The sequence below is a fragment of the Nocardioides sp. NPDC004968 genome (genome assembly GCF_040608935.1).
In the GTDB taxonomy this organism is placed as follows: domain Bacteria; phylum Actinomycetota; class Actinomycetes; order Propionibacteriales; family Nocardioidaceae; genus Nocardioides.
In genome coordinates this window covers 253239-277917 of the sequence record NZ_JBEXJF010000001.1, presented here as the reverse complement: position 1 = coordinate 277917, position 24679 = coordinate 253239, and the positions used below count along the sequence as shown (strand labels likewise).

The 24679-nt window shown below is 68.9% G+C and carries 25 protein-coding genes; 7 read left to right on the top strand and 18 right to left on the bottom strand.

Annotation, left to right across the window (positions count from 1 at the left end; all coding sequences use genetic code 11):
• Positions 1 to 6: 6 nt before the first annotated feature.
• The 5 genes from ABZU72_RS01320 to ABZU72_RS01300 all read right to left on the bottom strand — a co-directional run bounded on the left by ABZU72_RS01320 (position 7) and on the right by ABZU72_RS01300 (position 2479).
• Positions 7 to 561, bottom strand: a complete 555-nt coding sequence (locus tag ABZU72_RS01320; RefSeq protein ID WP_355017106.1) for a DUF308 domain-containing protein — start codon at positions 559 to 561, stop codon at positions 7 to 9.
• A gap of 91 nt (positions 562 to 652) precedes the next feature.
• Positions 653 to 1081: a hypothetical protein gene (locus tag ABZU72_RS01315; RefSeq protein ID WP_355017105.1), complete on the bottom strand. Its 429-nt coding sequence runs from the start codon at positions 1079 to 1081 to the stop codon at positions 653 to 655.
• Positions 1082 to 1144: 63 nt separating this feature from the next.
• Positions 1145 to 1690 (bottom strand): DUF1269 domain-containing protein, encoded by a 546-nt coding sequence (locus tag ABZU72_RS01310; RefSeq protein ID WP_355017104.1) that lies wholly within the window; start codon positions 1688 to 1690, stop codon positions 1145 to 1147.
• 25 nt (positions 1691 to 1715) lie between these two features.
• Complete coding sequence (locus tag ABZU72_RS01305; RefSeq protein WP_355017103.1) at positions 1716 to 2045, bottom strand: SHOCT domain-containing protein; 330 nt, start codon at positions 2043 to 2045, stop codon at positions 1716 to 1718.
• 14 nt (positions 2046 to 2059) lie between these two features.
• Positions 2060 to 2479 (bottom strand): DUF6325 family protein, encoded by a 420-nt coding sequence (locus ABZU72_RS01300; RefSeq protein ID WP_355017102.1) that lies wholly within the window; start codon positions 2477 to 2479, stop codon positions 2060 to 2062.
• A gap of 280 nt (positions 2480 to 2759) precedes the next feature.
• Between ABZU72_RS01300 and ABZU72_RS01295 the strand changes: the two genes are divergently transcribed.
• Positions 2760 to 4496: a SulP family inorganic anion transporter gene (locus ABZU72_RS01295; RefSeq protein ID WP_355017101.1), complete on the top strand. Its 1737-nt coding sequence runs from the start codon at positions 2760 to 2762 to the stop codon at positions 4494 to 4496.
• Here ABZU72_RS01295 and cls read toward each other — a convergent pair.
• Genes cls through ABZU72_RS01280 form a run of 3 tightly spaced genes read right to left on the bottom strand, consistent with a single transcriptional unit; the run spans position 4468 to position 7488 of the window.
• Positions 4468 to 5946, bottom strand: a complete 1479-nt coding sequence (gene cls, locus ABZU72_RS01290; protein ID WP_355017100.1) for a cardiolipin synthase — start codon at positions 5944 to 5946, stop codon at positions 4468 to 4470. The two genes, ABZU72_RS01295 and cls, sit on opposite strands and share 29 nt — an antisense overlap.
• Positions 5946 to 6614, bottom strand: coding sequence for a GAP family protein (locus ABZU72_RS01285; RefSeq protein ID WP_355017099.1), 669 nt, complete (start codon positions 6612 to 6614; stop codon positions 5946 to 5948). Before ABZU72_RS01285 ends, cls begins: the two co-directional genes overlap by 1 nt.
• A 34-nt stretch (positions 6615 to 6648) precedes the next feature.
• On the bottom strand, positions 6649 to 7488 hold the full coding sequence (locus tag ABZU72_RS01280; protein ID WP_355017098.1) for a YhjD/YihY/BrkB family envelope integrity protein: 840 nt from the start codon (positions 7486 to 7488) through the stop codon (positions 6649 to 6651).
• A gap of 150 nt (positions 7489 to 7638) precedes the next feature.
• Between ABZU72_RS01280 and ABZU72_RS01275 the strand changes: the two genes are divergently transcribed.
• Positions 7639 to 7839 (top strand): hypothetical protein, encoded by a 201-nt coding sequence (locus ABZU72_RS01275; RefSeq protein ID WP_091047354.1) that lies wholly within the window; start codon positions 7639 to 7641, stop codon positions 7837 to 7839.
• Here the strand turns inward: ABZU72_RS01275 and ABZU72_RS01270 are convergent.
• Entirely contained in the window at positions 7786 to 8910 is a 1125-nt protein-coding gene (locus ABZU72_RS01270) for an AI-2E family transporter (protein WP_355017097.1), read from the bottom strand. The genes ABZU72_RS01275 and ABZU72_RS01270 overlap by 54 nt on opposite strands.
• A gap of 211 nt (positions 8911 to 9121) precedes the next feature.
• On the opposite strand from ABZU72_RS01270, the gene ABZU72_RS01265 reads away from it, so the two are divergent.
• Complete coding sequence (locus ABZU72_RS01265) at positions 9122 to 11722, top strand: LuxR C-terminal-related transcriptional regulator (protein WP_355017096.1); 2601 nt, start codon at positions 9122 to 9124, stop codon at positions 11720 to 11722.
• 21 nt (positions 11723 to 11743) lie between these two features.
• Here the strand turns inward: ABZU72_RS01265 and ABZU72_RS01260 are convergent, their stop codons facing one another.
• Genes ABZU72_RS01260 through ABZU72_RS01250 form a run of 3 tightly spaced genes read right to left on the bottom strand, consistent with a single transcriptional unit; the run spans position 11744 to position 13210 of the window.
• The gene (locus ABZU72_RS01260) at positions 11744 to 12196 is read right to left on the bottom strand and encodes a DUF6069 family protein (RefSeq protein WP_355017095.1); all 453 of its coding nucleotides are present in this window, start codon (positions 12194 to 12196) and stop codon (positions 11744 to 11746) included.
• A gap of 8 nt (positions 12197 to 12204) precedes the next feature.
• Positions 12205 to 12720, bottom strand: a complete 516-nt coding sequence (locus tag ABZU72_RS01255) for a DUF1269 domain-containing protein (protein WP_355017094.1) — start codon at positions 12718 to 12720, stop codon at positions 12205 to 12207.
• Between the two features lie 4 nt (positions 12721 to 12724).
• Positions 12725 to 13210, bottom strand: coding sequence for a DUF1269 domain-containing protein (locus ABZU72_RS01250; protein ID WP_355017093.1), 486 nt, complete (start codon positions 13208 to 13210; stop codon positions 12725 to 12727).
• Positions 13211 to 13348: 138 nt separating this feature from the next.
• Between ABZU72_RS01250 and ABZU72_RS01245 the strand changes: the two genes are divergently transcribed.
• The gene (locus tag ABZU72_RS01245) at positions 13349 to 13549 is read left to right on the top strand and encodes a hypothetical protein (RefSeq protein ID WP_355017092.1); all 201 of its coding nucleotides are present in this window, start codon (positions 13349 to 13351) and stop codon (positions 13547 to 13549) included.
• A gap of 30 nt (positions 13550 to 13579) precedes the next feature.
• Here the strand turns inward: ABZU72_RS01245 and ABZU72_RS01240 are convergent, their stop codons facing one another.
• Genes ABZU72_RS01240 through ABZU72_RS01230 form a run of 3 tightly spaced genes read right to left on the bottom strand, consistent with a single transcriptional unit; the run spans position 13580 to position 16961 of the window.
• Positions 13580 to 14479: an HAD family hydrolase gene (locus tag ABZU72_RS01240; RefSeq protein WP_355017091.1), complete on the bottom strand. Its 900-nt coding sequence runs from the start codon at positions 14477 to 14479 to the stop codon at positions 13580 to 13582.
• Positions 14476 to 15462 (bottom strand): formylglycine-generating enzyme family protein, encoded by a 987-nt coding sequence (locus tag ABZU72_RS01235; protein ID WP_355017090.1) that lies wholly within the window; start codon positions 15460 to 15462, stop codon positions 14476 to 14478. Before ABZU72_RS01235 ends, ABZU72_RS01240 begins: the two co-directional genes overlap by 4 nt.
• A complete protein-coding gene (locus ABZU72_RS01230; protein ID WP_355017089.1) occupies positions 15462 to 16961 on the bottom strand; it encodes an arylsulfatase in 1500 nt (499 codons plus the stop codon). The genes ABZU72_RS01235 and ABZU72_RS01230 overlap by 1 nt, the downstream gene beginning before the upstream one ends.
• A 106-nt stretch (positions 16962 to 17067) precedes the next feature.
• On the opposite strand from ABZU72_RS01230, the gene ABZU72_RS01225 reads away from it, so the two are divergent.
• Positions 17068 to 18639, top strand: coding sequence for a SulP family inorganic anion transporter (locus ABZU72_RS01225; RefSeq protein ID WP_355017088.1), 1572 nt, complete (start codon positions 17068 to 17070; stop codon positions 18637 to 18639).
• Between the two features lie 256 nt (positions 18640 to 18895).
• Positions 18896 to 20506 (top strand): ABC-F family ATP-binding cassette domain-containing protein, encoded by a 1611-nt coding sequence (locus tag ABZU72_RS01220; RefSeq protein WP_355017087.1) that lies wholly within the window; start codon positions 18896 to 18898, stop codon positions 20504 to 20506.
• Positions 20507 to 20515: 9 nt separating this feature from the next.
• Here ABZU72_RS01220 and ABZU72_RS01215 read toward each other — a convergent pair whose 3' ends face one another.
• The 3 genes from ABZU72_RS01215 to ABZU72_RS01205 all read right to left on the bottom strand — a co-directional run bounded on the left by ABZU72_RS01215 (position 20516) and on the right by ABZU72_RS01205 (position 23375).
• A complete protein-coding gene (locus tag ABZU72_RS01215; RefSeq protein WP_355017086.1) occupies positions 20516 to 21217 on the bottom strand; it encodes a sortase in 702 nt (233 codons plus the stop codon).
• Positions 21218 to 21289: 72 nt separating this feature from the next.
• On the bottom strand, positions 21290 to 22363 hold the full coding sequence (locus ABZU72_RS01210; RefSeq protein WP_355017085.1) for a methyltransferase domain-containing protein: 1074 nt from the start codon (positions 22361 to 22363) through the stop codon (positions 21290 to 21292).
• Positions 22364 to 22643: 280 nt separating this feature from the next.
• On the bottom strand, positions 22644 to 23375 hold the full coding sequence (locus ABZU72_RS01205) for a DUF6338 family protein (RefSeq protein ID WP_355017084.1): 732 nt from the start codon (positions 23373 to 23375) through the stop codon (positions 22644 to 22646).
• 473 nt (positions 23376 to 23848) lie between these two features.
• Between ABZU72_RS01205 and ABZU72_RS01200 the strand changes: the two genes are divergently transcribed.
• A complete protein-coding gene (locus ABZU72_RS01200; RefSeq protein ID WP_355017083.1) occupies positions 23849 to 24673 on the top strand; it encodes an HAD-IIB family hydrolase in 825 nt (274 codons plus the stop codon).
• The last annotated feature ends 6 nt before the right edge of the window (positions 24674 to 24679 follow it).

Below are 24679 nucleotides of genomic sequence, written 5' to 3'. Positions count from 1 at the left end.
CGAACCTCAGGTCGTGGTTTCGGAACGGAGCCGGAAGGCCATCACGATGGCGATGAGGCCGACGACGATCAGCCAGATACAGGAGACCACGAGGAGCGCGCCCAGCGAGACCTCCGGGTTGATGAGCAGCACGGCACCGGCGAGGACCGTGATGGCTCCGGTGGCGATGTCCCACATACGTCGCCCAGGGGCCGGTCTGAGGACGGCGCCGATGATGTCGACGATGCCTCCGATGACCCACCAGACTCCGAGCAGGATGGTGACGATGAGCAGCGTCTGGACCGGGTCACGCAGGAAGAGCAGGCCGACGACGATCGCCAGCGCCCCCGAGAAGCCGACGACCGCTCGCAGGCCGCCCTCCATGGAGCTGCCGGCCACCGCGGCGATGAGGCGGAACACTCCCGACACGATGATCTGGATGGCGACGATCACCGCGAGGACGACGAGCGTCTGCTTCGGCCAGACCGCCAGGATGACGCCGAGTGCCGTGGTGACCAGCCCGTAGGCCAGGACCAGACCCCAGTAGTCCCCGAGGCCCTCGAACACGGACCCGGAGCCCACGGGAGGGTCCTGAGCCGGCGTGGCCGCGCTCGGATCCTGGCCGGTACCCGGGCCCCGAACATCGGGGCCCGGGATGTCGGAACTGGCCATGTCAGAGCTCGTCGCCGCTCGACATCAGCTGCGCGAGCGACCAGATGACGAAGATGTAGAGCGCCAGCATCGCGAGCGCCCAGAACGGGTAGTAGGGCATGAAGGCGAACGCGGAGACCGAGCCGATGACCGCGATCACGATGCCGGAGATACGGGCCCACGTCTGTCCGAGGAGCAAGCCGATGCCGACGGCTATCGCGATCGCCCCCAGGACGATGTGGATCCAGCCCCAGGCGGTGAGGTCGAACTTGTAGACGTAGTCGACGCCCTTGACGTAGACCGTGTCCTCGAACAAGGCAGCGATGCCGGAGAGGATCTGGAAGATGCCTACCGTCGTGAGGATGGTGCCTGCGAAGATCGCGCCGGAGAAGGCGAAGGCGGTCTTGACCGGCGTGTCGTAGCCTCCGCCTCGTGGTGTGGTGGTGCTCATGATGGGGTACTCCCTGTAATCGTGAGCGGTTTCTCGTCGACCGCTTCGGTGGATGATCCGAAGCTAGGCCGCCGCAGCGCCGGCTGACTCACCCGCAACGGGCGAATCTCCTGCGCCGAAGACGCGCCGCAGCGCAGCTTCCTGGCCGTCGGTCAGGTCGGTGAAGATCGGGTCGGACGGCAGTCGCCCTCCGAGCATGTCCCTGACCGAGTCGACGACGCTGTCCGTGGTCAGCACGAACAGGGCCGAGGTCCCCGGGGTGACCCGGTCTCGGACCCGGTTGATGAAGCCATCATCGATCCCGACGGCGCTCAGCGAGTCCGAGATCAGCCCGGTGGCGGTGCCCAGGGCCGCGCCGAGCAGCGGCACGAAGAAGATGAAGCCGAGCAGAAGACCCCAGAAGGACCCGCCCAACGCTCCCCCACTCCCGCCCGCGGCCGGATGCAGCTCGATCGTCCTCAGCTTCGTGGTGCTCGACGGCCAGGAGAGCGCCGCGGCGTCGTGGAGGTCGATGAGGTCCTCACGAGCCAGCTCCTCGAGCACGTGCATGGTCTCCTCGGCACCCTCGGGAGTGTCGAACCTCCACACAGTCAGAGTTTCTGTCGACATGCCCCCCCCTGCTTCCTGGTATCCGTCAGCTGAGCAGTCGCTGTTTGGCGGCTGCGAACTCCGCGTCGCTGAGGATCCCCTGGCTGTGCAGCTCGCCCAGCTTGGCCAGCTGCCCGGTCAGATCGTCCTGCGCCGGTGCCGCCGGAGCGGGCGCCGGCGGAGGCGGCTGGGCCGCTGCGTACTGCTGTTGCTCGTACTGCTGCTGCTCGTACGCCTGTGCCTCGGCCTGTTCCTGGGCTTTGGCCGCCTGCCGGCGGTTGACGGCGTTCGAGGTGGCGGTGGCGGTGCCGGCGATGACTGCCGTACGTGCGACGGCGCCGACGAGACCGGGCCGACCCATGCGTCTACGCAACATAGCGTGTCTCCTCTCTATCGGGCGGCGGATGCGAAGGCGACGTCGACGTCCTCGGGCGGCACGCGCAGGAACAGCTCGACCTCGGCACCGACGCTCCGGATCTGTCTGACGGCCTCCCGCGCCCAGATCTGCTCGTAGACCACCGCGAGCCCGGCCTGGCCGGGCTCGAGGGCGGTGGCGAACGTCTCGATGTCGGCGTCGCTCAGCAGGTCGTTGGCGTCGATCTGGAGCCCCGACAGCTCCGCAGGCAGACCCTCGGCCTCCTCCAGGTCAAGGGCCCGGAAGCTGCCGCCGGCGTCCTTGGACATCAGCACGCAGTCGATGATCCGGATCACTCCGCTCTCGACCGGTTGCCGCAGCACTGCCGCGAGGTCGCCGAGCTCGACGTCCTCCGACATCGACAGGAACAGGATCTCGACCGGGCCGCGTTCCATCGTGCCTCCCACGTATCGCGCGCCTGCCGGGCGGCAGGACGATTCCGACGCTAGGCCGCGACGCGCCCAAGGTGCTCACCCGCATCGGGTGACTTGGGCCGGTTCATTCCGGCCGATCGGGGGCGGTTCCTGCGAAGCACCAGCGCTCCAATCCAGGGAGGAAGAAGGCGTACGGACGTCGGGCCCACGCCGTCAACGCATCGTCCCCGGGACGGGTCACCCGAGGCTCACCCCTTCCGGGCGATCCCGGAACAGGCCCGTCGTAGCAGCCTCACCGATCGTGGCCAGACTCATCGCTCCGTCGTTCAGCGGCTACTCGCCGTCCTGGATCAGGTCCGACATCCTCGCCGGGCTCACCGTATGGGCCGTGCTCGTACCGGAGTCGTTGGCGTACGCCACCATCGCGGGCGTGCCGCCGGTCGTGGGCCTCTACGCGGCCGTGCCGGCGCTGGTGCTCTACAGCCTGCTCGGCTCCTCGCGCCATCTGATCGTCGCGCCGATGTCGGCCACCGCAGCGCTCTCGGCCGGGATCGTGGCGGACTTCGCGTCCGGTGGGGCCGACGTCGTCGCGCTCACCGTCGGCCTGGCCATCGCGACCGGGATCGTCGCGCTCATCGCCGGCCTGATGCGCCTGGGCTTCCTGGCCGCCTTCATCAGCGAGCCGGTCCTACGAGGCTTCATCATCGGGCTCGCGCTGACGATCATCATCGGGCAGCTACCGTCGCTGGTGGGCGTGGAGAAGGGCTCGGGCAACTTCTTCGAGAAGACCTGGGACCTGCTGCGCCAGCTGGGTGACGTCGATGCCCTGACCATCGCCATCGGGGCCGGCAGCCTCGCCGTCCTGCTCGTTCTGCGGCGGCTGGTGCCGCTCCTTCCCGCCTCCTTGATCGTGGCGCTGGTCTGCATCGGGCTCACCGCCCTGCTCGGCCTCGACGAACGCGGGCTCGCCATCGTGGGCCACATCGACGCCGGCCTGCCCGCCATCGGGCTCCCGGACGTGTCGGCTCCCGAGTTCCGCGACCTCCTCGCGGCCGCCGTCGGCGTGATGCTCGTCGGGTTCGCCGAGGGCCTGGGCGCCGCGAAGACGTACGCCGCCAAGAGCGGCTACGACATCGACCCGAACCGCGAGCTGCTCGGCCTGGGCGTCTCCAACCTGGGTGCCGGCCTCGCGAGCGGCATGGTGGTCAACGGCTCGCTGTCCAAGACCGCCGTCAACGGCTCGGCCGGGGCGAAGTCGCAGCTCTCGGCGGTGACCGCCGCGGTGCTCACGCTGCTCACGCTGCTGTTCATGACCAAGCTCTTCGCCGACCTTCCCGAGGCCACCCTGGCGGCGATCGTGATCGCCGCGGTGATCGAGCTCGTCGACATCTCCGCGCTGCGCCGGCTGTGGCGGGTGCGGACCGGACAGGTCACCAAGATCTACCAGATCAGCGCCCGCGCCGACTTCGTCGGCGCCGTCGCGGCGCTGATCGGCGTGCTCGTCTTCGACACCCTGCCCGGTCTCGTGATCGGCATCGCCGCCTCGGTCGTCCTGCTCATCGCGCGGACCTCGCGGCCGCACATCGCGCCGCTGGCCCCGGTCGAGGGCGCCGATGACGACAGGCCGTCCGCGCACCCGGGACTGTGGGTCGACCAGAGCCGCAATCCGGCGTACGCAGGGGTCCCGGGTGTCCTGGTGGTCAGGGTCGAAGCGCCCCTGCTGTTCGTCAACGCCGACTTCGTGCGCGAGCAGGTCCGTGAGCTCGCCACCGACGTGCCGGGCCTTCGACTGGTCGTGCTGGACGGCCGGGCAACGCCGTCGATCGACGTCACCGCCACCGAGATGCTGACCCAGCTGCGTGCCGATCTACAGCGCCTCGGCGCCGACCTGGCGCTCGCCGGCGACGTGGGCCAGGTGCGCGACGTCCTGACCGAGGCCGCCGAGGATGGCCCGCCGCCGGTCTATCCGACCGTCGAGGCCGCCCTCGCGGCGGCTACCCAGCCAGCGGCTACTGAAGAGCCGCCGTCAGGCGCATGACGTTGTCGACGTACGCAGCCCCGCGCCCGCGGCGCGACCACTCCTCAGCGGTCAGCTCGCTCGACTTCCCGCGGTAGTCGTCGAGCACGCTCTGCAGGTCGTCCACGACCTGCCCGCTCTCGAGCAGGACGATGACCTCGTAGTTGAGCGCGAAGGAGCGGTAGTCCATGTTCGAGGAGCCGACGACGGCGATCGTGTCGTCGACCGTGAAGAACTTGGTGTGGAGGACGTACGGCGCCGGATAGAGCCGGATCCGGACGCCGGCGTCGAGGAGGTCAGCGTAGTAGGAGCGCTGAGCGTGGAAGACCATGAACTGGTCGGCGCCCTCGTTCACGAACAGCTCGACCTGGACACCCCGCTGGGCGGCGGTCGTGACGGCGTAGAGAAGCGACTCGTCCGGGACGAAGTAGGGGCTGACCAGGCAGATCCGCGACTGCGCGCCGTAGATCAGCGTGTTGAACAGGCGCAGGTTGTTCTCGGTCACGAAACCGGGACCGCTCGGCACGACCTGGCACGCCACGTTCTCGGCGGCTCGTTCCGGCCGCTCGACCTCCACGGGCTCGCGCGGAAGGAGCATGTCCCGGATGCTCTCGGCGGTCTCGGCGTACCAGTCGGTCGCGAAGACGACCGCCAGGTCCCGCACCGCCGGCCCCTCGATCCGGATCATCAGGTCGACCCACTCGCGCCCCGCCTTGTGGTTCTTCGGCTTGTTGTAGCCGGGTTCGATGAGGTTCTGCGAGCCCGCGAACGCCACCACGCCGTCGACGACGAGGATCTTGCGGTGGTTGCGGAGGTCCGGCCGGCGGAGCTCACCGCGCAGCGGCCGGACCGGCAGCATCGGCGCCCACTTGATGCCGGAGCCATCGAGCCGCGACAGCATGTCCTGGTGGCCGGGGATGCCGCGCGAGCCGAGATGGTCGAAGAGGAAGCGCACCTCCACCCCGCGGGCGACGGCATCGACGAGTGCGTCGAAGAAGTCGCTGGTGTCCTCGTCCCAGGCCGAGATGTAGAACTCGACGTGCACGAACCACTTGGCACTGCGTACGACCTCGGTCATCGCCGCGAACGTCCGCGCGTAGTCGGGATGGACCTCGATCCGGTTGTCCCCGGTCAAGGGCAGTGATCCCAGGCGCTCGTTGAGGCGCACGGCGCCGACCGAGGGGCCCACCGGAGCGGTCTGTGCCGCCGGGTCGTACCTGATCTCCGCGCTGACCAGCTCGTTGACCTGCCGCTGCCAAGCCCGGCGCTTGCGGCCGACGCTGGTGCTCCCGAAGAGCAGGAACGCGAGCAGGCCGAACGCCGGCAGCGCCAGGATGAGGAACAGCCAGGCCAGGCCCGTCGACGGCTTCCGGCCGCCGGGGATCACACCCAGCGCCACCAGACAGACGGTGATGTGGGCGACGACGAGCGCTGCGCTGACGAGGCTCGCGACCCAGGTGGAAGCGTCCATCAGAGCGACCCCACTCCGTCGCCGACCATCTTGACCCCGAGCACGAGGAGGAGAACCGTCATGATGGCCGCGTTGTGGGCGATCATCCAGGCCTTGATGCCCTCCAGCAGCCGGGCCGCGCGCTCACCTGCCAACAGGTAGATGCCGAACGGCACCAGCACGCCCAGGCTGGCGACGAAGGTGAAGACGGCCATCGCCACGATCCGCTCGCCGGTCACCGCCGTCGCCGTCGCGATCGTGCTGGCGGCCGAGACCACGAGCAGCAGGTTCTTGGGGTTGACCGATCCCAGGAGTACGCCGGTGCCGAAGGCCTTGAACGCGTTGAACTCGTCCAGCGCGGCCATCCACGACGGAGTGGCCGCAGGCTCGCCCTCCTCCGGCCTGCCCTGCCAACTGCGTAGGGCGAGCAGGAGGAGCAGAGCTCCGAGGACGATCTTCAGCAGGGCCGCCCACGTCGGGGTGTCCGCGTCGCCTGATCCGGCCGCACCGACGAGCAGCGCGACGATCGTACCGAGCACGAAGATGCCCGCCAGCCACCCGACGACGAAGGCCGTCCCGTTAGAGCTGGCGTGGCGGCTGACCAGCATGAGGACCAGCGCGACGATCGGCATGGGGCTGACGAGCACACCCACCGCGATCGGCAGAGACTCGCCTATTGCTTCGCCCATGGCCCGACCTCAGCGCAGGCGGCGTCCGCCGGCCTCACCTGCTCCGGGTGAGAAACGTACGCACCTGCTGCACGAACCAGGCGACGACCGGGTCCTCGACGAGCAGCCGGCCGAGCAGCGCACCGCCGACGATGATGCCGCCGAAGCCGATCAGCCAGGTCGAGAGCGCGAGGATCACGCCCAGCATGCCGAACTGCTCGGCGTTCGACTCGACATAGGGAGGCATCAACCACGCCGAGCCTCGGCTGTAGAGGACCTGCACCACGCCGGTCAGCACCGCGCCCGGGAGCAGCAGCAATCCACGGGCGCGTCCGAACAGCAGCACCCAGCTGCTCCCCCACCAGACGGCGCACGCGCCCAGGATCTGGAGCAACGGACGGAGCAGGTCTCCCGGATCGGTGAGCAGGCTGACGACCGTGTTGACCACCCCGAGGCAGGCCAGCCAGACAACGACCCAGAGCAGACAGCGACGGGCTCCGCGCAGTCCTCCGATGTGCTCCTGCTCCCATACCCGCTCGAACATCCGCTGCACGGCACGGCCGAACGAGGTCGCCGACACGATCGTGATCGCCAGGCCCAACGCCCCGGTCTCGGAACGTACCTGGTCCAGGTTGACCTCTCCCGACACCTGGCGTACCGCCTCGTCACCGACGCCGGTGACCTGCGAGACCTGTTCCAGGGCGTTTCCGGTGAGGTGGGGCAGGAAGGCCGCGAGTACGACCAGCATGGGCACCATGGCCAAGAGCGCCTGGGCGGCGATCAGCATGCACCGGTCGATGAACTCGATCCGAATGGTCTCTGTGGCGAGCTTCCGCAGCAGGGGGACGTGGGCGACCAAGGCCTCCACCCGGCCCCGCAGGGCAGCCACGTCCACGTGAGCAGTGTTCCCCCGGGCTCGTCTGCTCACCCTCGCCCGTTTCCGGTGACCGCTCCGGGCGCCTCGCCGCTTACGTTGGTCAAACCAACGTCCAGGACACTCGCTGGAGCCAACCATGAACGAACACATGATCGACGTGATGCGCTCATGACCCGGATCCTCATCCGGGTGGGCTCGTCGGTGTCGGACGACGTCATCGAGACGTTCCCCCACCTGACCCGGGCCACGCAGCGGGCGACGACGACCCTGGTCGGTGACCTCGCGGACGCCAAGGAGCTGCAGGGCGTGCTGGACCTACTCAGCTCGCTGGGGGTCGACGTCATCGAGATCGTCACCATCCCCGAGTAGCTCCACCGGGGCGCTTCCCGCGATGAGCGGCATCAGCCAGCGCTTCGCCGGGTCGGCCTCCACGAAGACCGCGCGTACGAACAGGGTGAACGGGACCGCCATGACGGCACCGATCGGGCCCATGATCCACGACCAGAAGATCAGTGACAGGAACGTCAGCGTCACCGAGAGGCCGACGGCCTCACCGACGACCTTCGGCTGGATCACCGACTGGATCACCACGTTCAAGAGGCAGTAGACGGCGATGACCGCGAGCATCAGCGCGAGGTCGTCGTCCAGCAAAGCGAGGATCGCCGGTGGTATCAGCCCGATCACGAAGCCGACGTTCGGGATGTAGTTGGTCAGGAACGCGAGCAGGCCCCACACCAACGGCGCCGGCACGCCCAGCAGGTAGAGCGCCACGGTGTCGAGGGCGGCGACGATCAGTCCGAACACCGTCGAGACCAGCAGGTAGCGGCGCGTTCCGACCGAGAACGAGGACAGGGCGTCCACGAGGCCCGGGCGCCGACGGCTGACCGAGGCCAGCTGGCGCGGCAGTGCCGTCGCGTCGATGGCCATGAACAGGCACAGCGCCAGGATGAAGACCACCGTGGACAGCACCCCGAACATCCCGTTCAGAGCACCGGAGACCACGGACAGCAGGTTCGAGAGGTCGAACGACTCGACGATCTTGAGCACCTCGTCCGTGCCGATGCCGACCCTGGTGAGCCAGTCGGTCAGGTCATCGACGCGCTCTTTGGCGACACCGCTGTAGGTGCTCAGCAAGGTGGCGAAGCGCGCCACCGCGAGCACCACGCACACGCCGAGACCGATGATCCCGGCGACGACCGCGATGATGGAGAGGGCGGTGGCGACGCCCGCCGGCACGCGCTGCGCCAGCCAGTTCCGCGCCGGATGGACGACGATGGTCAGCACCATCGCGAGGAACAGCGGCCCGAGGATGTCGCTGGCTGCCTGCAGCCCGGCCACGAGGATCACCACCGCAGCGGATCCGAACAGGACCGCCAGGACCCTGAACTGCGGTGGCCAACTCGTGGCCGACTCTTCCGGGCTCTGTGTCCTGGGGCTCACGGCTCCCATGGTCTAGCCCGTACGGACCGTCCGTCTCACCCGATTGGGGTGAGCGCGACCACCCGAGTGTGCGTATCCCGGGCCCGTATACGGGCCCTTTGACTCCTTACTCTATCGACGAGTCGCTGATTGGATGGTTGCCGGTAAAAGTCTTCTCGGAGATGGGAAACTCGAAAGTTTGCGAATGTTAGATACCGGTTCCCGTGCCTACGTGGCGCCGACAAGGCTGCGCGTTCCGCGGATACTGCCCACGTTCGTCAGCCGGTCTCGGTTGGTCGAGGACGCCGTCGGGCAGTGCCGGTTCACCCTGGTCTGCGCCCCTGCGGGCTATGGGAAGAGCATGCTCGTGGCCGACTGGGCCACCCGCGCCGCCGCTCGCGAGGAGCCGGTGGCCTGGTTGTCGCTGCACAAGCAGGACGATGGGCCGTTCGAGTTCTGGTCGGCGCTGATCGAGGCCCTCGTCCTGGCTGGCCTGCCCGGGAGGACCGAGCAGCTCGACGGGTTGACCCCGCCCGCGCAGGGGACCGAGCCGGGGTTCGTCACGAAGGTCGTTGAGTCGCTCCTGGCCGCCGGGGTGCGCTGGATCGTGCTGGACGACGTACATCTGCTCCACGACGACGAGGTCCTGCGCGGGCTCGACATCCTCCTCGCCGAGCTGCCGCCCGAGGTGGGCCTGGTGATGGCGTGCCGATCCGAGCCGACGCTCACGCTCCACCGGCTGCGGCTCGACGGGTCGCTCTCGGACGTACGCGGCAAGGACCTCGCCTTCACCGACGGCGAGGCGCTGGAGCTGTTCGCGGCCAGCGACCTACCGATGACGGCGGACGCGATCTCGAATCTCGTCGGCCTGACCGAGGGCTGGGCCGCAGCGCTCCGGATGGCGGTGGTCGCGGCCATGGTCGGCGACGACCCTGCCGAGGTCGTCGCGTCCTTCGACGGCGACGTCCGCACGGTGATCGAGTACGTCCTGACCGAGGTCGTCCACCGGCTCGAACCGGAGCTGGTCGAGTTCCTCTACGCGACCTGCGCGCCCCACCACCTGTCCATCGACCTGGCTGCCCACCTCTCCGGCAGGCCCGACGCCGGCGCCCTGCTCGACCGGCTGTGCACGGCGAACGCGCTCGTCAGCCAGTCGGGCGACTCCGCGTGGTACCGCTACCACGCCCTGCTGCGGAGCTGCCTGCTCGCCGCTCTGGCCCGACGCGACGTCGAGGCTCCGGCACGCCAGCACCGGGCCACCGCGGTCTGGCTCGACGCACACGGCGAACCCGCGACCGCATTGCGGCATGCGGCGCGGGGCGGGGACCAGGACCTGCTCGACGCCCTGCTCCGCGCGAACGGACTCCAGATGATCCTCTCCGGCCGCGGTGATCTCGTACGCGCAGCCCTTGCATCCCGCGATGGGATCGCCACCGACCATCGGGTCGCAGTCATCGCCGCTCTGGCGGCACTTGATGTCAACGACCTTCCTGCGGCCGACGATGCGCTGAGCGTCGTGCCGGCCGGCGATCCACGATCCGAACCGACGTACGCAGCGATGGTCGCCGCGGCCGTCGTCCAGCGTGCCCTCGCCGGGGGCGACGTCGTCGCGGCCCTGCAGGACAGCGCGATCCTCGACATCGCCACGACGGGAGACAGCGACGTCAACCTGGTCCTCCTTTCCCAGCGCGGACCCGCCCGGATGCGCGCCGGCGACTATCTCGGAGCCATCGACGACCTCGAGCAGGCGCTGGTGCTGGCCCGCAGCCGTCGCTACGACCAGGTCGTGCTCGAGACCATGTCACAGCTGTCCGGGATGACCGGCGCGATGTGCGACTTCAATGCGTCCCTCGACTGGTCCGACCAGGCCATCGCGTTCGCCACCCGGCACGGCTGGCGGGACTCGCCGCGGCTGGCCTACTCCTATCTCGTGGCCGCATGGACCGCCTTCCAGACCGGAGACTGCCAAAGACAGCTGCAGTACGCCGAGCTCGGCATGCGAGCGCTGGACGGCGTGAACAACTCCGAGGTCGAGTTCGGCGTACGCGGCATGCACGCGCTGGCGACCTTCGAGGCCACGACGGGACCGGAGCGGGCTGCGGCCGCCGCGGCCTTCCGGCGGATCTGGCAGATCGAGCCCGCCGAACACATCTCTCCCGCCGCGATCAGCGCCGTCACGCCCCAGGAGATCCGGGTGGCCCTCGCCATCGGCAGCGAGGACTGGGCGGCGCAGACCGCGGCCCGCGTCCGCGCCCAGATGCCGCGAAGCGCCGAGTGCACGATCCCGGACGCCCAGATCCTCGCCGCCGCCGGACGGACCCGCGACGCGCTGACCGAGCTCGAGCCGGTGCGCGACGGGACCCGCCCGGCACACGTACCGACGACCGTCGTCTACGCGCAGGTGCTGGCTGCGGCCTTGGAGTCGTCCCTGGGCAACGACGTCCGCGCCTTCGATGCGCTCAGGAAGGCGCTCGAGTGGGCGGTCCCCAACAACTTCCGCCGGCCGTTCATCGACGTGTGGCCTCATCTGGAGCCGCTGCTGTCGAGGAACCGCTCACGGTTCGGTCCCGCCGAGGGCTTCGTCGCGGCCCTGCTCGCCCATCACGCCGAGCAGGCGGACCGCGCCGCGGGGGTGATCGACACGCTACTGAGCGCACGCGAGGTCGACGTGCTCCATGACCTCCCCTCGCGGCTGACGATCCCCGAGATCGCGCAGGCCGAAGGGGTCAGCGAGAACACGGTGAAGACCCACGTACGCTCGATCTACCAGAAGCTCGGGGTCAACACCCGCTCGGCCGCGGTGCGCGAGGCACGCGAGCGCGGGCTGATCTGAGACCGCCTGGCCCACGAGACCTCACCGGACCTCGGGGAGTACCGCGCTTCGTGAGACTGTCGACACCAGCGAGCCGATGGCGATCCCGAGCACCAGGTTGATCAGCATGGTGACGAGCTTGGTGTCCAGACCCGCGTCGGACGTGAACGGCCACAGCGCCGCGATGACGGTGGCCAGGCCGACGATCCACCCGAAGAAGGTCCGCGGCTGCGGTGTGGTCAGGAGGAGGATGTGGGCGACGGCCGTGGCCAGCAACCCGGCGATCGCTGCCCACACGGCGTACCACCACGTCGAGGCGTCTCCCCAGACCCCGTCGCCCTCGGGCGCGAGGATGGGTACGTCGAAGATGCCCCGGGCGATCACGATGCCGGCGACCGCGAGCAGCGCGGCCACGACGGCGGCGGCTGCGCCGCCCGCCCAGAGCCGCCCGGCGTTGACCGTGGGCTGCAGTCGTCGGGTGGGAGGTTGGTTCATCGCCATGATCAGTCTCCGTCGTCAGTCGGTTCTGTTGTCTCGGCGCGGAGGATGTCCTTGAGCTCCTCGGCGACCTCGTCGTCCAGCTCGGCGTAGACGAGGGTTGGGTTTCCGTGCTTCATGGCCGCGATGACCGCGTCCGGGTCCGCGTCGCTGCTCAGCACCACGAGTGCGGACTTGCCGGGACCGAGGTGGCCGGCGACCTCGGTGAGCAGCTCGTCACCGATCCCTGCCTGTCTCAGACGTTGAACCGCGGCCGCGGACGCCGCCCCCACAACGGCGCCCGCGACCGGGTTGAACACGAGGATCCCGAGAAGACCACCGAGCAACGAGCCCTTGGCTGCTGCGCCCGTCGTACGGTGGCGAAGATGGCCGATCTGCGGCTCCTCCGCTCCTGGGAACCAGGTGAGCGTGATGGCGTCATGGACGGTGAGCGCACCACGCTCCTGCAGGTCCTGGAGCCAGACCTCGGCGTCTGAAGCGCCCATGATCCGGTCGTAGACCCACGCGGTCAGGCTGGCCATGACGTCACTCGGCGAAGACCTCGCGCAGCGCCTTCTCCTGCTCACTGCTGAGGTTGGTGAAGATCAGCTCGCCCTCGTGGCCCTTCATCGCCTCGTGCACCTTGTCGACCACCGCGTCGGAGGTCATCAGGAACAGCGCCGAGGTGCCGGGGGTGACCTGGTCGCGGACCTTGTTGATGAAGGCGTCGTCGATGCCCACGTCGGTCAGCGATCCGGTCAGGGCGCCGGTCGCCGCGCCGACCGCTGCGCCCAGCAGCGGTACGAAGAAGATGAGTCCGAAGAGCATGCCCCAGAACGTGCCGCTCATCGCTCCCAGGGCCTTGGTGCTGGTCAGCTGCTTGGTCTTCGGCTTCTTCTTGCCGACCTCCCAGTGCACGGTCGCGGCATCCTCGAGGATGATGAGCTCCTGCCTGACCAGCTCCTCGAGGTTCTTCACAGCCTGGTCTGCGCCTTCGGTCGTGTCGTACTTCCATACCGTCAGGGTCGCCATCGCTTGTCCCTTGCTGTCGTCGTCTGTGTTCGACTCCGACGATTCCGGCACGGCCGGCGGACAGCATCACCCGAATTCGGTGAACCACGGCGCTGAAGTGATTCGTAGCGTGCAGTACGTGAGCAGTCGAGGAAGACCATGACAAGGGTCCTGATCAGGGTGAACGGTGAGCTCTCGGTCGAGCTTCAGAAGGCGTTCCCGCAGCTGGCCGTCCAAGCGCATCACGAGCAGTCGACGCTCACCGGCGAGGTCCCCGACCAGGAGGCGCTGCAGGGTGTCCTGCACGCGCTGCGCGCCGATGACATCGACGTCATCGAGGTCGTCACGATCCCCGACTGACCCGGCCGTCCCGCGACCTGCCGACCCGGCTCAGTCGAAGATCGTCTCCCAGTCGCGGGCCATGCTGATCACAGTCCAGCCGAGACGGGCGCCGACGTCGGTGATCGGCTCGGGCTCGGTGAAGGTCTGTGCGGTGCTGACGTAGGAGAACTCGCGCTCGGCATCGTCGTGGTCGACGAGCAGCGCGAGTGTCGGGCCATCGCCGGTCGCCGCCCACTCCAGCATCTCCCGGTCGCCGCCGGAGTTGCCGACGGCGAGGATCGGGCGTCGTCCCAGCTGGGTCTGGATGTTCGACACCTTGGCGGTGCCCTCGTTGGCGGCGCCGACCAGGCGACCCGACCGGCTCAGCCGCGGCGGGTCCGGGGCGTAGTCGTACTCGATGAGCGTGCCCACCACTGCCTCGGGCGGCACTCCGTAGAGGTCCTGGCTGATGGCGCGGACGAACTCGGTCCCTCCCCCGGTCACGACGGTCACCGAGAAGTCGCGGCGCCGCAGCTCGGCGATGAGCTCGAGCATCGGTACGTAGGTGCAGGTCCGATGCGGCCGCCCGAGGGTCGGGTGGTCGGCGCGAGCCATGAACTCGCGAGTCCGCGCGGTGAAGTCCTGGGGCGAGAGGCCTACGAAGAGGCCGGTGAGAGCCATCGCGATCCGCTCCAGCCCGATATCGCCGATCGCCTGCTGGTCACCCGAGAGCAGGGCCGCGAACTCCGCCTGCTCCTTCACCGACGGGTCGGCCGCGGCGCGGGTGCGCAGCGCGTCGACGAAGAAGTCGAACTGGACGTACGTGGGACGCTCGCACCACAGGGTGCCGTCGTTGTCGAAGCAGGCCATCCGGTCGGCCACGGGCACCTCCTCGGCGGCGTCGAGGAAGGCGATGACGGCGTCGCGGGTGGCACCCGGACGCCAGGACGGCAGTAGTTGGTCGTTCACGGTGTCTCCTTCGGTTGCTGGGTCTCGGGGCGGCGTACGCATCGGAAGCCCATGTGGCTGGTGCCGGTGTCGACCATCTGCGGGCGTCGTGCCGCGGGCCGGTAGCGCAGGCAGTAGGTGTCTGCGCACAGGTGCGAGCCGCCCTTGACGACCTTGCGGGCGATCCGGAACTGGGGCTGCGCGGGGTCGAAGCTCTGCTCGGCGTCGCCACCGCGTGGGTTGACGGGTACGCAGCACGGCTTCGCGACCTCGTCGGGGTGCCGGTCGGTCCACCAGTCGCTGGTCCACTCCCACACGTTGCCGGCCATGTCGTAGAGCCCGAAGCCGTTGGCCGGGAAGCTCCCGACCGGAGAGGTGCGGGAGAAGCCGCTCTCGCGGGTGTGCCGCCACGGGAAGTCGAGACCGTCCCAGGTGTTGGCCATGATCCGGCCCTCCGGGCGCGGCTCGTCGCCCCAGGTGAAGGCCGCTCCTTCGAGCCCGCCGCGGGCGGCGTACTCCCACTCGGCCTCGGTGGGCAGGTCGCCACCTGCCCAGGCGGCGTACGCCAGGGCATCCTCCAGCGCGACGTGGACGACCGGATGATCGGGCCGGCGTTTGACCGAGCTGCCCGGCCCCTCCGGCGCCGACCAGCACGCCCCCGGAGTCCAGCTCCACCACTGGCTGACGTGCCGCAGGTCGACCGGCCCCGGTGTCGGCGTGAAGACCAGCGAGCCCGGCTGCAGGTTCTCCGGCGGCGCGTCCGGGAAGTCGGCCGGGTCGACCGGCCGCTCGGCGACGGTGACGTAGCGGGTCTTGCGCACGAACTTCGCGAACTGCTCGTTGGTGACCTGGTGGGCGTCGATGGAGAACGCCCCGACCCGCACGCGGTGGGTGGGGGCCTCCTCCGGATAGTGGTCGTCGGACCCCATCGTGAAGGTGCCTCCGGGCAGGTCGACGACCGGGTGCCTGGAGCTGGGCTGCCTAGAGATGAGCTGGCTGGTCATCAGCTGCTCGGCATGCCGGCCTTGAGCTTCTCCATCAGCTGGTCGACGCTGAACGTCGCCGGCGTCTGCCGCGGCGGGAACTCGATCAGCGAGGACAGCATCTGCGCGACGTACGTCTGAGCCGGGATGAGCAGCCAGACGTGGTCGAGCATCCAGTCGAAGTAGGTGTTCGACGTGCCCTCCGCCTTCTCGAACGGGTCCAGACGCAGGTTGTAGATCTTGGGTGCCCGCAGCTCCACCAACGGGTCCAGCCAGATCTCCAGCGTTCCGGTCCGACGCTGCTCGAGGAAGATGAACTTCCAGTTGTCGAACCGCATGCCCGCGAGGTCGCCGTCGTCGGTGACGTAGAAGAAGTGCTTGCGGGGGCTCTCCTCGGCCTCGCCGGTGAAGTAGTCGAGCTGGTTGTGGCCGTCCAGGTGCACCTTGTACGTCGTGCCCGCCAGCTCGGTCCCGGTCTTGAGCCGGTCGGCGACGTCGGTGTCCCCGGCTGCGGCGAGCAGCGTGACGAACCAGTCGTTGTGGCTGACGATCCCGTTGCGTACCTCCCCGGCGGGGATGCGGCCGGGCCAGCGGACCATGGCAGGGACCCGGTAGGCACCCTCCCAGTTGGAGTTCTTCTCGTTGCGGAACGGGGTCATGCCGGCGTCGGGCCAGCTGTTCATGTGGGGGCCGTTGTCGGTGGAGTACATGACGATGGTGTTGTCGGCCAGGCCGTTCTCGTCGAGGTAGTCCAGGACGGACCCGACCAGCTCGTCGTGGTCGACCATCGTGTCGTGGTATTCCGACTGCCACCGGCCGGCCTTGCCGCGGCTGCCGTCCTTGATGTGGGTGCGGAAGTGCATGTGGGTGGTGTTGAGCCACACGAAGAACGGGGTGTCGCTCGAGCTGGCGTCGCTCATGAACCGCAGCGCCTCGGGGACGACCTCGTCGTCGATCGTCTTCATCCGCTCCTTGGTGAGCGGGCCGGTGTCCTCGATGCGCTGGGTGCCGTCGTCGTTGGCCCAGGAGTGGATGACCCCGCGCGGCCCGAACCTCTTGCGGAAGTTGGGGAACTCGTCCTCCCGCGGGTAGTCGTACTGCTCGGGCTCCTCCTCGGCGTTGAGGTGGTAGAGGTTGCCGAAGAACTCGTCGAAGCCGTGCATGGTCGGCAGGAACTCGTCGCGGTCGCCGAAGTGGTTCTTGCCGAACTGCCCGGTCGCGTAGCCCAGCGACTTCAGCGCCGTCGCGATCGTCGGGTCCTCGGCGCGCAGACCGAGGTCCGCGCCGGGCATGCCGACCTTGGTGAGGCCCGTGCGGTAGGGGTTCTGCCCGGTGATGAACGCCGCGCGGCCCGCCGTACAGCTCTGCTCGCCGTAAGAGTCGGTGAAGCGGATGCCCTCGGCGGCGATCCGGTCGATGTTCGGTGTGCGGTAGCCCATCAGCCCGTCGCTGTAGCAGCTCAGGTTGCTGATGCCGATGTCGTCGCCCCAGATGATCAGGATGTTGGGCTTGTCGGACATGAAACCTCCTCGTGTCTGTGCTCGGAGGCTAGGCAAGCCCTCCCGTGCGAGACCTCCCCCGACTCGGGTGACCTGCCGGACCGCCCGGTCGCGATGGAGTGGCGTCGTGAAGACGTGGTTGATCCCGACGATGCGTGGCTACGACCGCTCGTGGCTGCGCGGCGATGTGCTCGCGGGGCTCGCGACCGGGACGGTCGTGATCCCCCAGGCCATGGCGTACGCCACGATCGCGGGCATGCCTGCCAGCGTCGGGCTCTACACGTGCTTGCTGCCGATGGCTGCGTACGCCCTGCTCGGCGGCTCACGCGCGCTGAGCGTCTCGACGACGTCGACCATCTCCGTCCTGGTGGCCAGCTCGCTGGCCACCCTGCCCGAGCGTGACCCCGACGAGCTCATGCGGGCCGCGTTCACGCTGACCTTCCTCGTCGGCGTCTGCCTGCTGATCATGCGGCTGGCCCGGCTGGGCGCGCTGGTCGAGAGCATCTCCCCCGCCACCATGACCGGAATCCGGCTCGGCGTGGGGCTCACCGTGGTCGCCAGCCAGCTGCCGGCTCTGCTCGGGCTGTCGGCGGACCCGGAGGCGGAAGGCTTCGTCGAGGAGCTGGTCGCGGTCGCCCGCGAGCTCCCTGAGCTCTCGGCGGTGACCGCGGTGGTCGGAGTCACCGCGATCGTGATGCTCCTGGTGCTCCGGCGGGTGGCACCGGCGGTGCCGGGGCCGCTCGTCGTCGTCGCCGCGGGCATCTTGTTGGTGGCGCTCAGCGGCGTCGAGGATCGCGGTCTCGCCCTCATCGACCCGGTGCCGACCGGGCTGCCGTCGCTGAGCCTGCCGGTCGTCGACGACGTGGTCGGGCTGCTTCCCGGCGCGATCGCGATCGCGCTCATGTCGTTCCTGGAGACGGTGCTGGTGGCGCGGACCAACCGGCGTCGCCACGAGCCTGCCATCGATGTGGACCGCGAGCTGGTCGCCACCGGCATCGGCGCCCTGGCCGGTGGGCTCACCCAGTCGCTGCCGCCTGCGGGCGGGTTCTCGCAGTCGGCCGTGAACCTTCGCTCGGGTGCCCGCACCCAGGTCTCCGGGCTGGTCACGGTGGGTCTGGCGCTGCTCGTCGCGCTCGCGCTGGCGCCTCTGCTGGCCGACCTGCCCCAGACCATCCTGGCCGCCATGGTGCTGGTCGCGGTGGCCGGTCTGCTCGATCCACGGGAGCTCGGGACGTACGCCGCTGTCGATCGGGCGGAGCTCTGGGTCGCCGTGGCCGTCGCCGTCGTCGGCCTGACCGGCGGGATGCTCCTCGGTGTCGCGGTCGGGGTCGGTCTCACGCTGCTGCTGGTCATCCGCGCGGTGAATCAGCCGCGGGTGCGCAGGCTCGAGGGTCCGTCGGTTCCCGCGGGGGTGCTGCCGCTGCTGCTCACCGGCGACCTCTACACCGGCAACGCCCAGGCGACGTACGACGCGGCGCTCGGGCTGGTGCAGGCCGCCGATCTCCGAACGGTCACCCTCGACGTCTCCGCGCTCACCCACGTCACCGTCCCGCTGCTCAACACCCTCCGCTCGCTGCGCGACGACCTCGCCTCCAACGAGACCGAGCTGGTGCTCCTCGACGTGCCCGATGATGTGCTGCCCGTTCTCCGCCGGGCGCCGTGGTTCGTGGAGGCGGAGCAGGAAGGGTTCGTCGGGTGAGCGGGCCCGCACGGCTGTTAAAGTGAAGGCGTGGAGCTGATCGAAGTGGACAAGATCTAGCCACCGGACTGCCGGTGGCTTCGCCCGTGCGGGCATCCCGCACCGGTGAACGATCACTTCTCGACGCACACGCGCGTCCGCCCTTGCCGGGCGTCGACGCGTGGGGCTCTCCGGCACGTTCGCGTTCCTGTCGACACGTACCTGATTCCCGTCGCGCCCTCTCGGCGCTCGACGGAAGAGACGAGAGAACACAGCCATGTCCACCCCATCTGCCATCACCCTGCGCGACCTGACCTTCGAGTGGCCCGACGGCACCGTCGCGCTCGAACGGGTCAACGGCACCTTCGGCACTGACAGGACCGGCCTGATCGGTCGCAACGGCGCCGGAAAGTCCACCCTGCTCCGCCTCATCGCGGGCGAGCTGACACCGACCTCCGGGAAGATCGACGCCGGTGGCGAGGTCGGCTACCTGCCGCAGACGCTCACGCTGCAGCGCGACACGACTATCGCCGACCTGCTCGGCATCGACGGCATCCTCGCCGCGATCCGGGCGATCGAGTCCGGCGAGGTCGACCAGCGTCACTTCGACGCGATCGGCGACGACTGGGACATCGAGTCCCGCGCCGACGAGGCCCTGGACCAGATCGGCTTCTCCGCCGCCGACCTCGACCGTCGCGTCGCCGAGATCTCCGGCGGCGAGGGCATGCTGATCGCGATCACCGGCCTGCGCATCCGCCGTACCCCGATCACGCTGCTCGACGAGCCCACGAACAACCTCGACCGAGCCACCCGCGCCAAGCTCGCCGAGTTCGTCGACCAGTGGCCGGGGACGCTCGTGGTGGTCAGCCACGACCTCGAGCTGCTCGAGCACATGGACAGCACCACCGAGCTGTTCGACGGCACGCTGAGCACGTACGGCGGACCGTACAGCGCCTGGAAGGAGCACCGGGAGCAGGAGCAGGCAGCGGCATCGCAGGCCGCCCGGTCCGCGCAGCAGGCGCTCAAGGTCGAGAAGCGGCAGCGCATCGAGGCCGAGACGAAGCTCGCCCGCCGCGAACGGACCGCGAAGAAGACCCAGAAGGACGGCGGGATCCCGAAGATCCTGGCCGGCAACCGTGCCAGCAAGGCCCAGGCGTCCGCCGGCTCGCTCCGCTCGACGCTGGACGACAAGGTGAAGGCTGCCCAGGCCGCCGTCGATGCGGCCGGTGCCCGCGTACGCAACGAGGAGCACATCCACCTCACCCTCCCCGATCCTGGTGTGCCTCGCAGCCGGCGGATCGTGGAGCTGGCGGACGGGGACCGGACCGTCGTGATCCAGGGGCCGGAGCGGGTGGCGCTGATCGGCGCGAACGGCTCCGGGAAGTCGACCCTTCTCGACCAGCTCGTCCAGGGTGGCGACCCGGTGTCGGGGCGGCCCCATGGCCGTCTTCTCACCGACCTGGTGGGCCTCCTCCCCCAGCGTCTCGACGGCCTCGACGACGAGGCCAGCGCGATGGAGAACGTACGCAGCGTGGCCCCGGACCTCCCGCCTGGCACCATCCGCAACCAGCTCGCCCGGCTGCTCCTTCGGGGCGACAGCGTGGACCGCCCGGTGCGTACGCTCTCGGGCGGCGAACGCTTCCGCGTCTCCCTCGCCCGTCTCCTCCTGGCCGACCCGCCCGCCCAGCTGCTGATCCTCGACGAGCCGACCAACAACCTCGACATCACCAGCGTCGAGCAGCTCGCCGAGGCCCTCGACGCCTACCGCGGCGCCCTGCTCGTGGTCAGCCACGACCACGGGTTCCTGCAGCGGATCGGCATCGACACCGTCATCGAGCTCGATGCGAACGGGCGGATGCATCAGCGCCGCGACCTGGGCGGTCACTGACGGCGGCCCTCACCGCACGGCCACGAGGACGCCGATCTTGTCGATGCGATGCTCGGGGTTGTCGAACTCGTCGGACCAGTAGTTGCCCTCGGCGTGGTCCTCGGGCGTGGCGCAGGTCGACAGCGTGATCATCGCGCGGGTGGGCTCCTGGCCGGGTTTGCCGGGAACCGCCGCGCGCTGGGCGCGCAGCGACGCGGGCGACCGGAACGACGTCTCCCGGGTGCCGGTGATGCGATAGACGTACGTCGCCTCCTCGGTCCGCACCCGGACCCGGTCGCCTCGTTGGAGCTCGGGCAGCCTGAGGAACGCCTTCGTGGAGGAGAGCCGGTGCGCGGTCACCTGGTAGTTGCCGATTCCACCCGGCCCGGTGCCGCCGCGAGGGCCGTACGGGCTGGCCGCGACGCCGCCGTTCTGGATCTCGGTCCCGGGGGCGTCGTCGGTCCAGCCGCGGTAGGGCACGACCTCGAGGTCGGTGACGCCGATGCGCGGGATGGACAGCTCCCCGCGCATCGGTCGGCCGTCGGAGGACAGCGGCGGCGTCTCGGTGGCGGACGGCGAGGCCGGCGCCGAGGGGGTCGAGGGTGCCGTGGCCGACGGTGACGCTGACGGTGTCGACGGCGTGCTTGTCGCCGAGGGGGTCTCGGTGCCGCACCCGCCGAGCGCAAGTGCGCCGAGGACCGTGGCGACGGCCCGGGACGAGGTGATCTTCATGGCGCCGCCTCAGGCGAGCTAGTGGTTCGATCCCACCGTACGCCGCTGCGAAAGCCCGACCTGCGGATGAGATCAGGAGAGCCGGTAGAACCGCCAGAACCCGAACCCCTCGATCGGAAGGACCTCGAACCCGCTGAACCCCGCTGCCTCGCCGTAGCCCTGCAACGTCGAAGGGCGCATCACCGTCCCGGTCCCGACGCTCGGCGGCGACGAGAGCCCGTCCGGCAGACACACCAGCAGGCTGAACCCATACATCAACCGCTCCAGCTCGTCGCCGTCCGGGGCGAAGCTGTCCGCCACGGCCTCGTCCATCACCACCAGCGACCCGCCGGGCACGAGCGTCCTCCGGACCGCGCTGAGCACGTCGACCGGCCGGGGCATGTCGTGCACGCACTCGAAGGCGAAGGCCACGTCGACGGTCCCCTCCTCAAGCGTGGCTGCGTCCTGGCACACGAACCGCACCCGCTCCTCGACACCTGCCTCGCGGGCGTTCGCCACGGCCATGTCGACCGAAGGCTGGTCGATGTCGATGCCGAGCACGGTGGCCTCGGGGTAGGCGCGAGCCAAGGCGATGCTCGACCATCCCCCACCGGAGCCGACGTCGAGAATCCGACACCCCGGAGTGGAGAGCGTGTCATGAACGGTGGGCACGCCGGCCAGCGCCGAACCGAGCTGCTTCTCGTACCACGGACGATTGCCATCGGCCTGGGACTGCCGCGCGTCATCGCCGAGATCGTCCCAGCTGACCCCGCCCCCATTCCGGTAAGCCTCCATGAGCCGAGGCAGCGCCGAGCCAACCGTCCCGAACATCCGGGCGATGGGCACCAGATAAGCCAGGCTGGTCGAGTCCGTCATCACCTCCGCCGTGCTGGCCGGGATGGCGAACCGGCGATCGTCGGGCTCGCCTTCCTTGTCGACCACCAACAGCCCCACCACCGCCTGCTGCTCGAGCCACTCCCGTGCGTACCGCACCTGTGTCCCCGTCCGCCCCGCCAACTCGACCGCACTCGCCGGCCCCTCATTAGCCAGGGATCGATACCACCCCAGCCGGTCTCCGATGAAGACCGAGACGATCTCAACCGTGCCGAGGAGCGAGCCGAAAAGCCGTTCGGCCACTTCATCCGCCGTCTGCTGCGATGCATCCATCGATCCACCATCGCCCCGGCCACGTTCACCTCGGCAGCACGACACCGTCGATACTTGGTATGGGGTACGTCACTCCGACATCTGCGGTGATGCCCATATCGTCCGGCGTGGCGATGCCGTGGGCCGCAGCTTCGCGGCGGATACCTTCGACTCGACCAAGTCGCAATACGCAGGCTCGCCAAGCACACCGCCGTGTGCAGATGCCTCCCGCGACGCGATGCAGCCCCGCTCTGGTCGCGGCTGCGGAGCGTCGCACAACCACGTCGAGATCCTCATCAGGTCAATGATGGAGACGATCCCCATGGCTTTGACGAGCAACCTTGTCGGGGACACTGCTGACTGAGCTATCCGGCGTAGCCAAGCCCTTCCGCGACCGAGTGGACGGTGAGGGCTTGGAGCGTTCAAGCGCGTGCACGGCAACTGCGTCGATCTGGGTCTCGGAGATCACCCATCTGTCGCAATCGAGCGCCGCGATTTGCCCATCGAGCTGGACCACTTGGATCTGATCTCCGTCATCCGACGGAGCGATCACAAGGTCCCGTCCAACGCCGTGGCTGACTCCGTCGTAGGACTGGAGAAAGCCCTGCACGATTCGACCGTCCTTCAGCGTCACATCGACCTGGACAGACTCCGCAACTCTGAACGCCTCGTGCCAGCCTGACTCGCCAGCTTGGACCGAGCGTGTGAGCCGCACAGCGAACGACGACACCATGGCCAACACCATCGCACCGACGAAGGTCGACGCGACCAATAAGACAACCAGGCGAAGAAGAGACTTGCTCATTTCATCAACCGGAGTTGTGAGCAGTTCTATGACCGTGTCGTCCGCGAGCCACGTCACTACGAGTGCCACCGATCCGGTGCAGGCGACCCCCGCAGCAACGAGCAGCAGAGCGTTGTCGATAGGCGACGGTCGATGGTCGGCGCGCCGGTGACGTTCTGTCAGTTTGAGAAATACGAAGCCAGGCACCAGGGCGATCGCGATGAAGAGGGCCGCGAGCGAACCGGGCACCTTGCTACTTCCCCTGCGATCCAGAACTACCCGTCGAGGATCCCGGATTCGGCGAACTGGCTCCTGTCCCCGCAGCGGGGCGGGCTGATTGGGCGGGGCGCAGACCCTGCCCCGCTGGCACGGTCTTAACATTGGCCCCCTTGGAGAAGGCTCCGCGGTCCTCCGTCTTTACGACGAAGGTTTCCTGAATACGCTTTTCTGTCATGCCCGAACTCTCCCATCGAACATACGCACGATGCGCGCAACGCGCTGAAGAACAGCTTCCAACTGAGGCGCTCAGTCAGGATCACTGCCATCAAGACGCGGACCGCCAGACACCCTGGAAGCAATCCCGCACGGCGCGCCTGCGAGTGTGCGGCGTGCCTGAGAATCGGATCGGACACGCGACAGGGACTTCTGATGATCGCCTGCCGGTTCTGATCGCAACACCCTGAACGACCCTGACATACCATGACCGACGAGAGACGGATCTTTTGAACACCTTGATCCTCAGCGACCTCGACGGCACGCTCCTCGGCCCCGGCGCCGCGCTCTCGACGTCAACCCGCGATGGCATCAACGACCTCGTCGCCAGCGGCCTGCTGTTCACCTACGCAACCGCCCGCTCGTACGTCTCCGCGGCCCGAGTCACCGACGGCCTCGACCTGCGGATCCCGGTCACCGTCTCGGGCGGCGCGTTCCAGCTCGACGCGGACACCGGCGCGATCCTCAACGAGGAACGCATCGCGGCCGATGACTTGGACACCGTGCTCCGACTCTGCCGCGAGCACCACGTTCCGCCGATCGTCTACAACGGCACGCCGACGGCCGAGCAGGCGATGCGGGTGGAGGGTGAGGAGTCCGAGGGCATGCGCCGCTTCCTCGCGGACAGGGTTGGCGACCAGCGCTTTCGAACAGCCACGAGCTGGGCCCGGCTCCCCCGCGACGGCGTCTTCTACGCCACGATCATCGGCGAGGCGTCAGTGATCGCAGCCCTGGCCATCAACATCGCGACAGCGACCGACGGCAGACTCTCACTGATCGCGCAGATCGACACGCACCACCCGGAGGACACCTACCTCGAGCTCAGCGCCGCGCGGGCGACCAAGGCCCACGCCGTCGCCTGGCTTCGCGACTACCTGAACGTCGACCGGGTCATCGCCTACGGCGACAACCTCAACGACCTGCCCATGTTTGGAACAGCCGATGAGGCGTACGCCGTGGCCAACGCAGCCCCGGAGGTCCTCGCCGCCGCCACCGAGGTGATCGGCTCGAACGTCGAGGACGGCGTCGTGCGTCATCTCACGGCGGCCTGGTGAGCCGGT

What these genes read in the sequence shown, in the direction of transcription:
- ABZU72_RS01315 (WP_355017105.1), bottom strand. Translation starts at nt 1,081, where the DNA reads ATGAGCACCACCACACCACGAGGCGGAGGCTACGACACGCCGGTCAAG.
- ABZU72_RS01310 (WP_355017104.1), bottom strand. Translation starts at nt 1,690, where the DNA reads ATGTCGACAGAAACTCTGACTGTGTGGAGGTTCGACACTCCCGAGGGT.
- ABZU72_RS01305 (WP_355017103.1), bottom strand. Translation starts at nt 2,045, where the DNA reads ATGTTGCGTAGACGCATGGGTCGGCCCGGTCTCGTCGGCGCCGTCGCA.
- ABZU72_RS01300 (WP_355017102.1), bottom strand. Translation starts at nt 2,479, where the DNA reads ATGGAACGCGGCCCGGTCGAGATCCTGTTCCTGTCGATGTCGGAGGAC.
- cls (WP_355017100.1), bottom strand. Translation starts at nt 5,946, where the DNA reads ATGGACGCTTCCACCTGGGTCGCGAGCCTCGTCAGCGCAGCGCTCGTC.
- ABZU72_RS01285 (WP_355017099.1), bottom strand. Translation starts at nt 6,614, where the DNA reads ATGGGCGAAGCAATAGGCGAGTCTCTGCCGATCGCGGTGGGTGTGCTC.
- ABZU72_RS01275 (WP_091047354.1), top strand. Translation starts at nt 7,639, where the DNA reads ATGACCCGGATCCTCATCCGGGTGGGCTCGTCGGTGTCGGACGACGTC.
- ABZU72_RS01260 (WP_355017095.1), bottom strand. Translation starts at nt 12,196, where the DNA reads ATGAACCAACCTCCCACCCGACGACTGCAGCCCACGGTCAACGCCGGG.
- ABZU72_RS01255 (WP_355017094.1), bottom strand. Translation starts at nt 12,720, where the DNA reads ATGGCCAGCCTGACCGCGTGGGTCTACGACCGGATCATGGGCGCTTCA.
- ABZU72_RS01250 (WP_355017093.1), bottom strand. Translation starts at nt 13,210, where the DNA reads ATGGCGACCCTGACGGTATGGAAGTACGACACGACCGAAGGCGCAGAC.
- ABZU72_RS01245 (WP_355017092.1), top strand. Translation starts at nt 13,349, where the DNA reads ATGACAAGGGTCCTGATCAGGGTGAACGGTGAGCTCTCGGTCGAGCTT.
- ABZU72_RS01235 (WP_355017090.1), bottom strand. Translation starts at nt 15,462, where the DNA reads ATGACCAGCCAGCTCATCTCTAGGCAGCCCAGCTCCAGGCACCCGGTC.
- ABZU72_RS01230 (WP_355017089.1), bottom strand. Translation starts at nt 16,961, where the DNA reads ATGTCCGACAAGCCCAACATCCTGATCATCTGGGGCGACGACATCGGC.
- ABZU72_RS01220 (WP_355017087.1), top strand. Translation starts at nt 18,896, where the DNA reads ATGTCCACCCCATCTGCCATCACCCTGCGCGACCTGACCTTCGAGTGG.
- ABZU72_RS01215 (WP_355017086.1), bottom strand. Translation starts at nt 21,217, where the DNA reads ATGAAGATCACCTCGTCCCGGGCCGTCGCCACGGTCCTCGGCGCACTT.
- ABZU72_RS01210 (WP_355017085.1), bottom strand. Translation starts at nt 22,363, where the DNA reads ATGGATGCATCGCAGCAGACGGCGGATGAAGTGGCCGAACGGCTTTTC.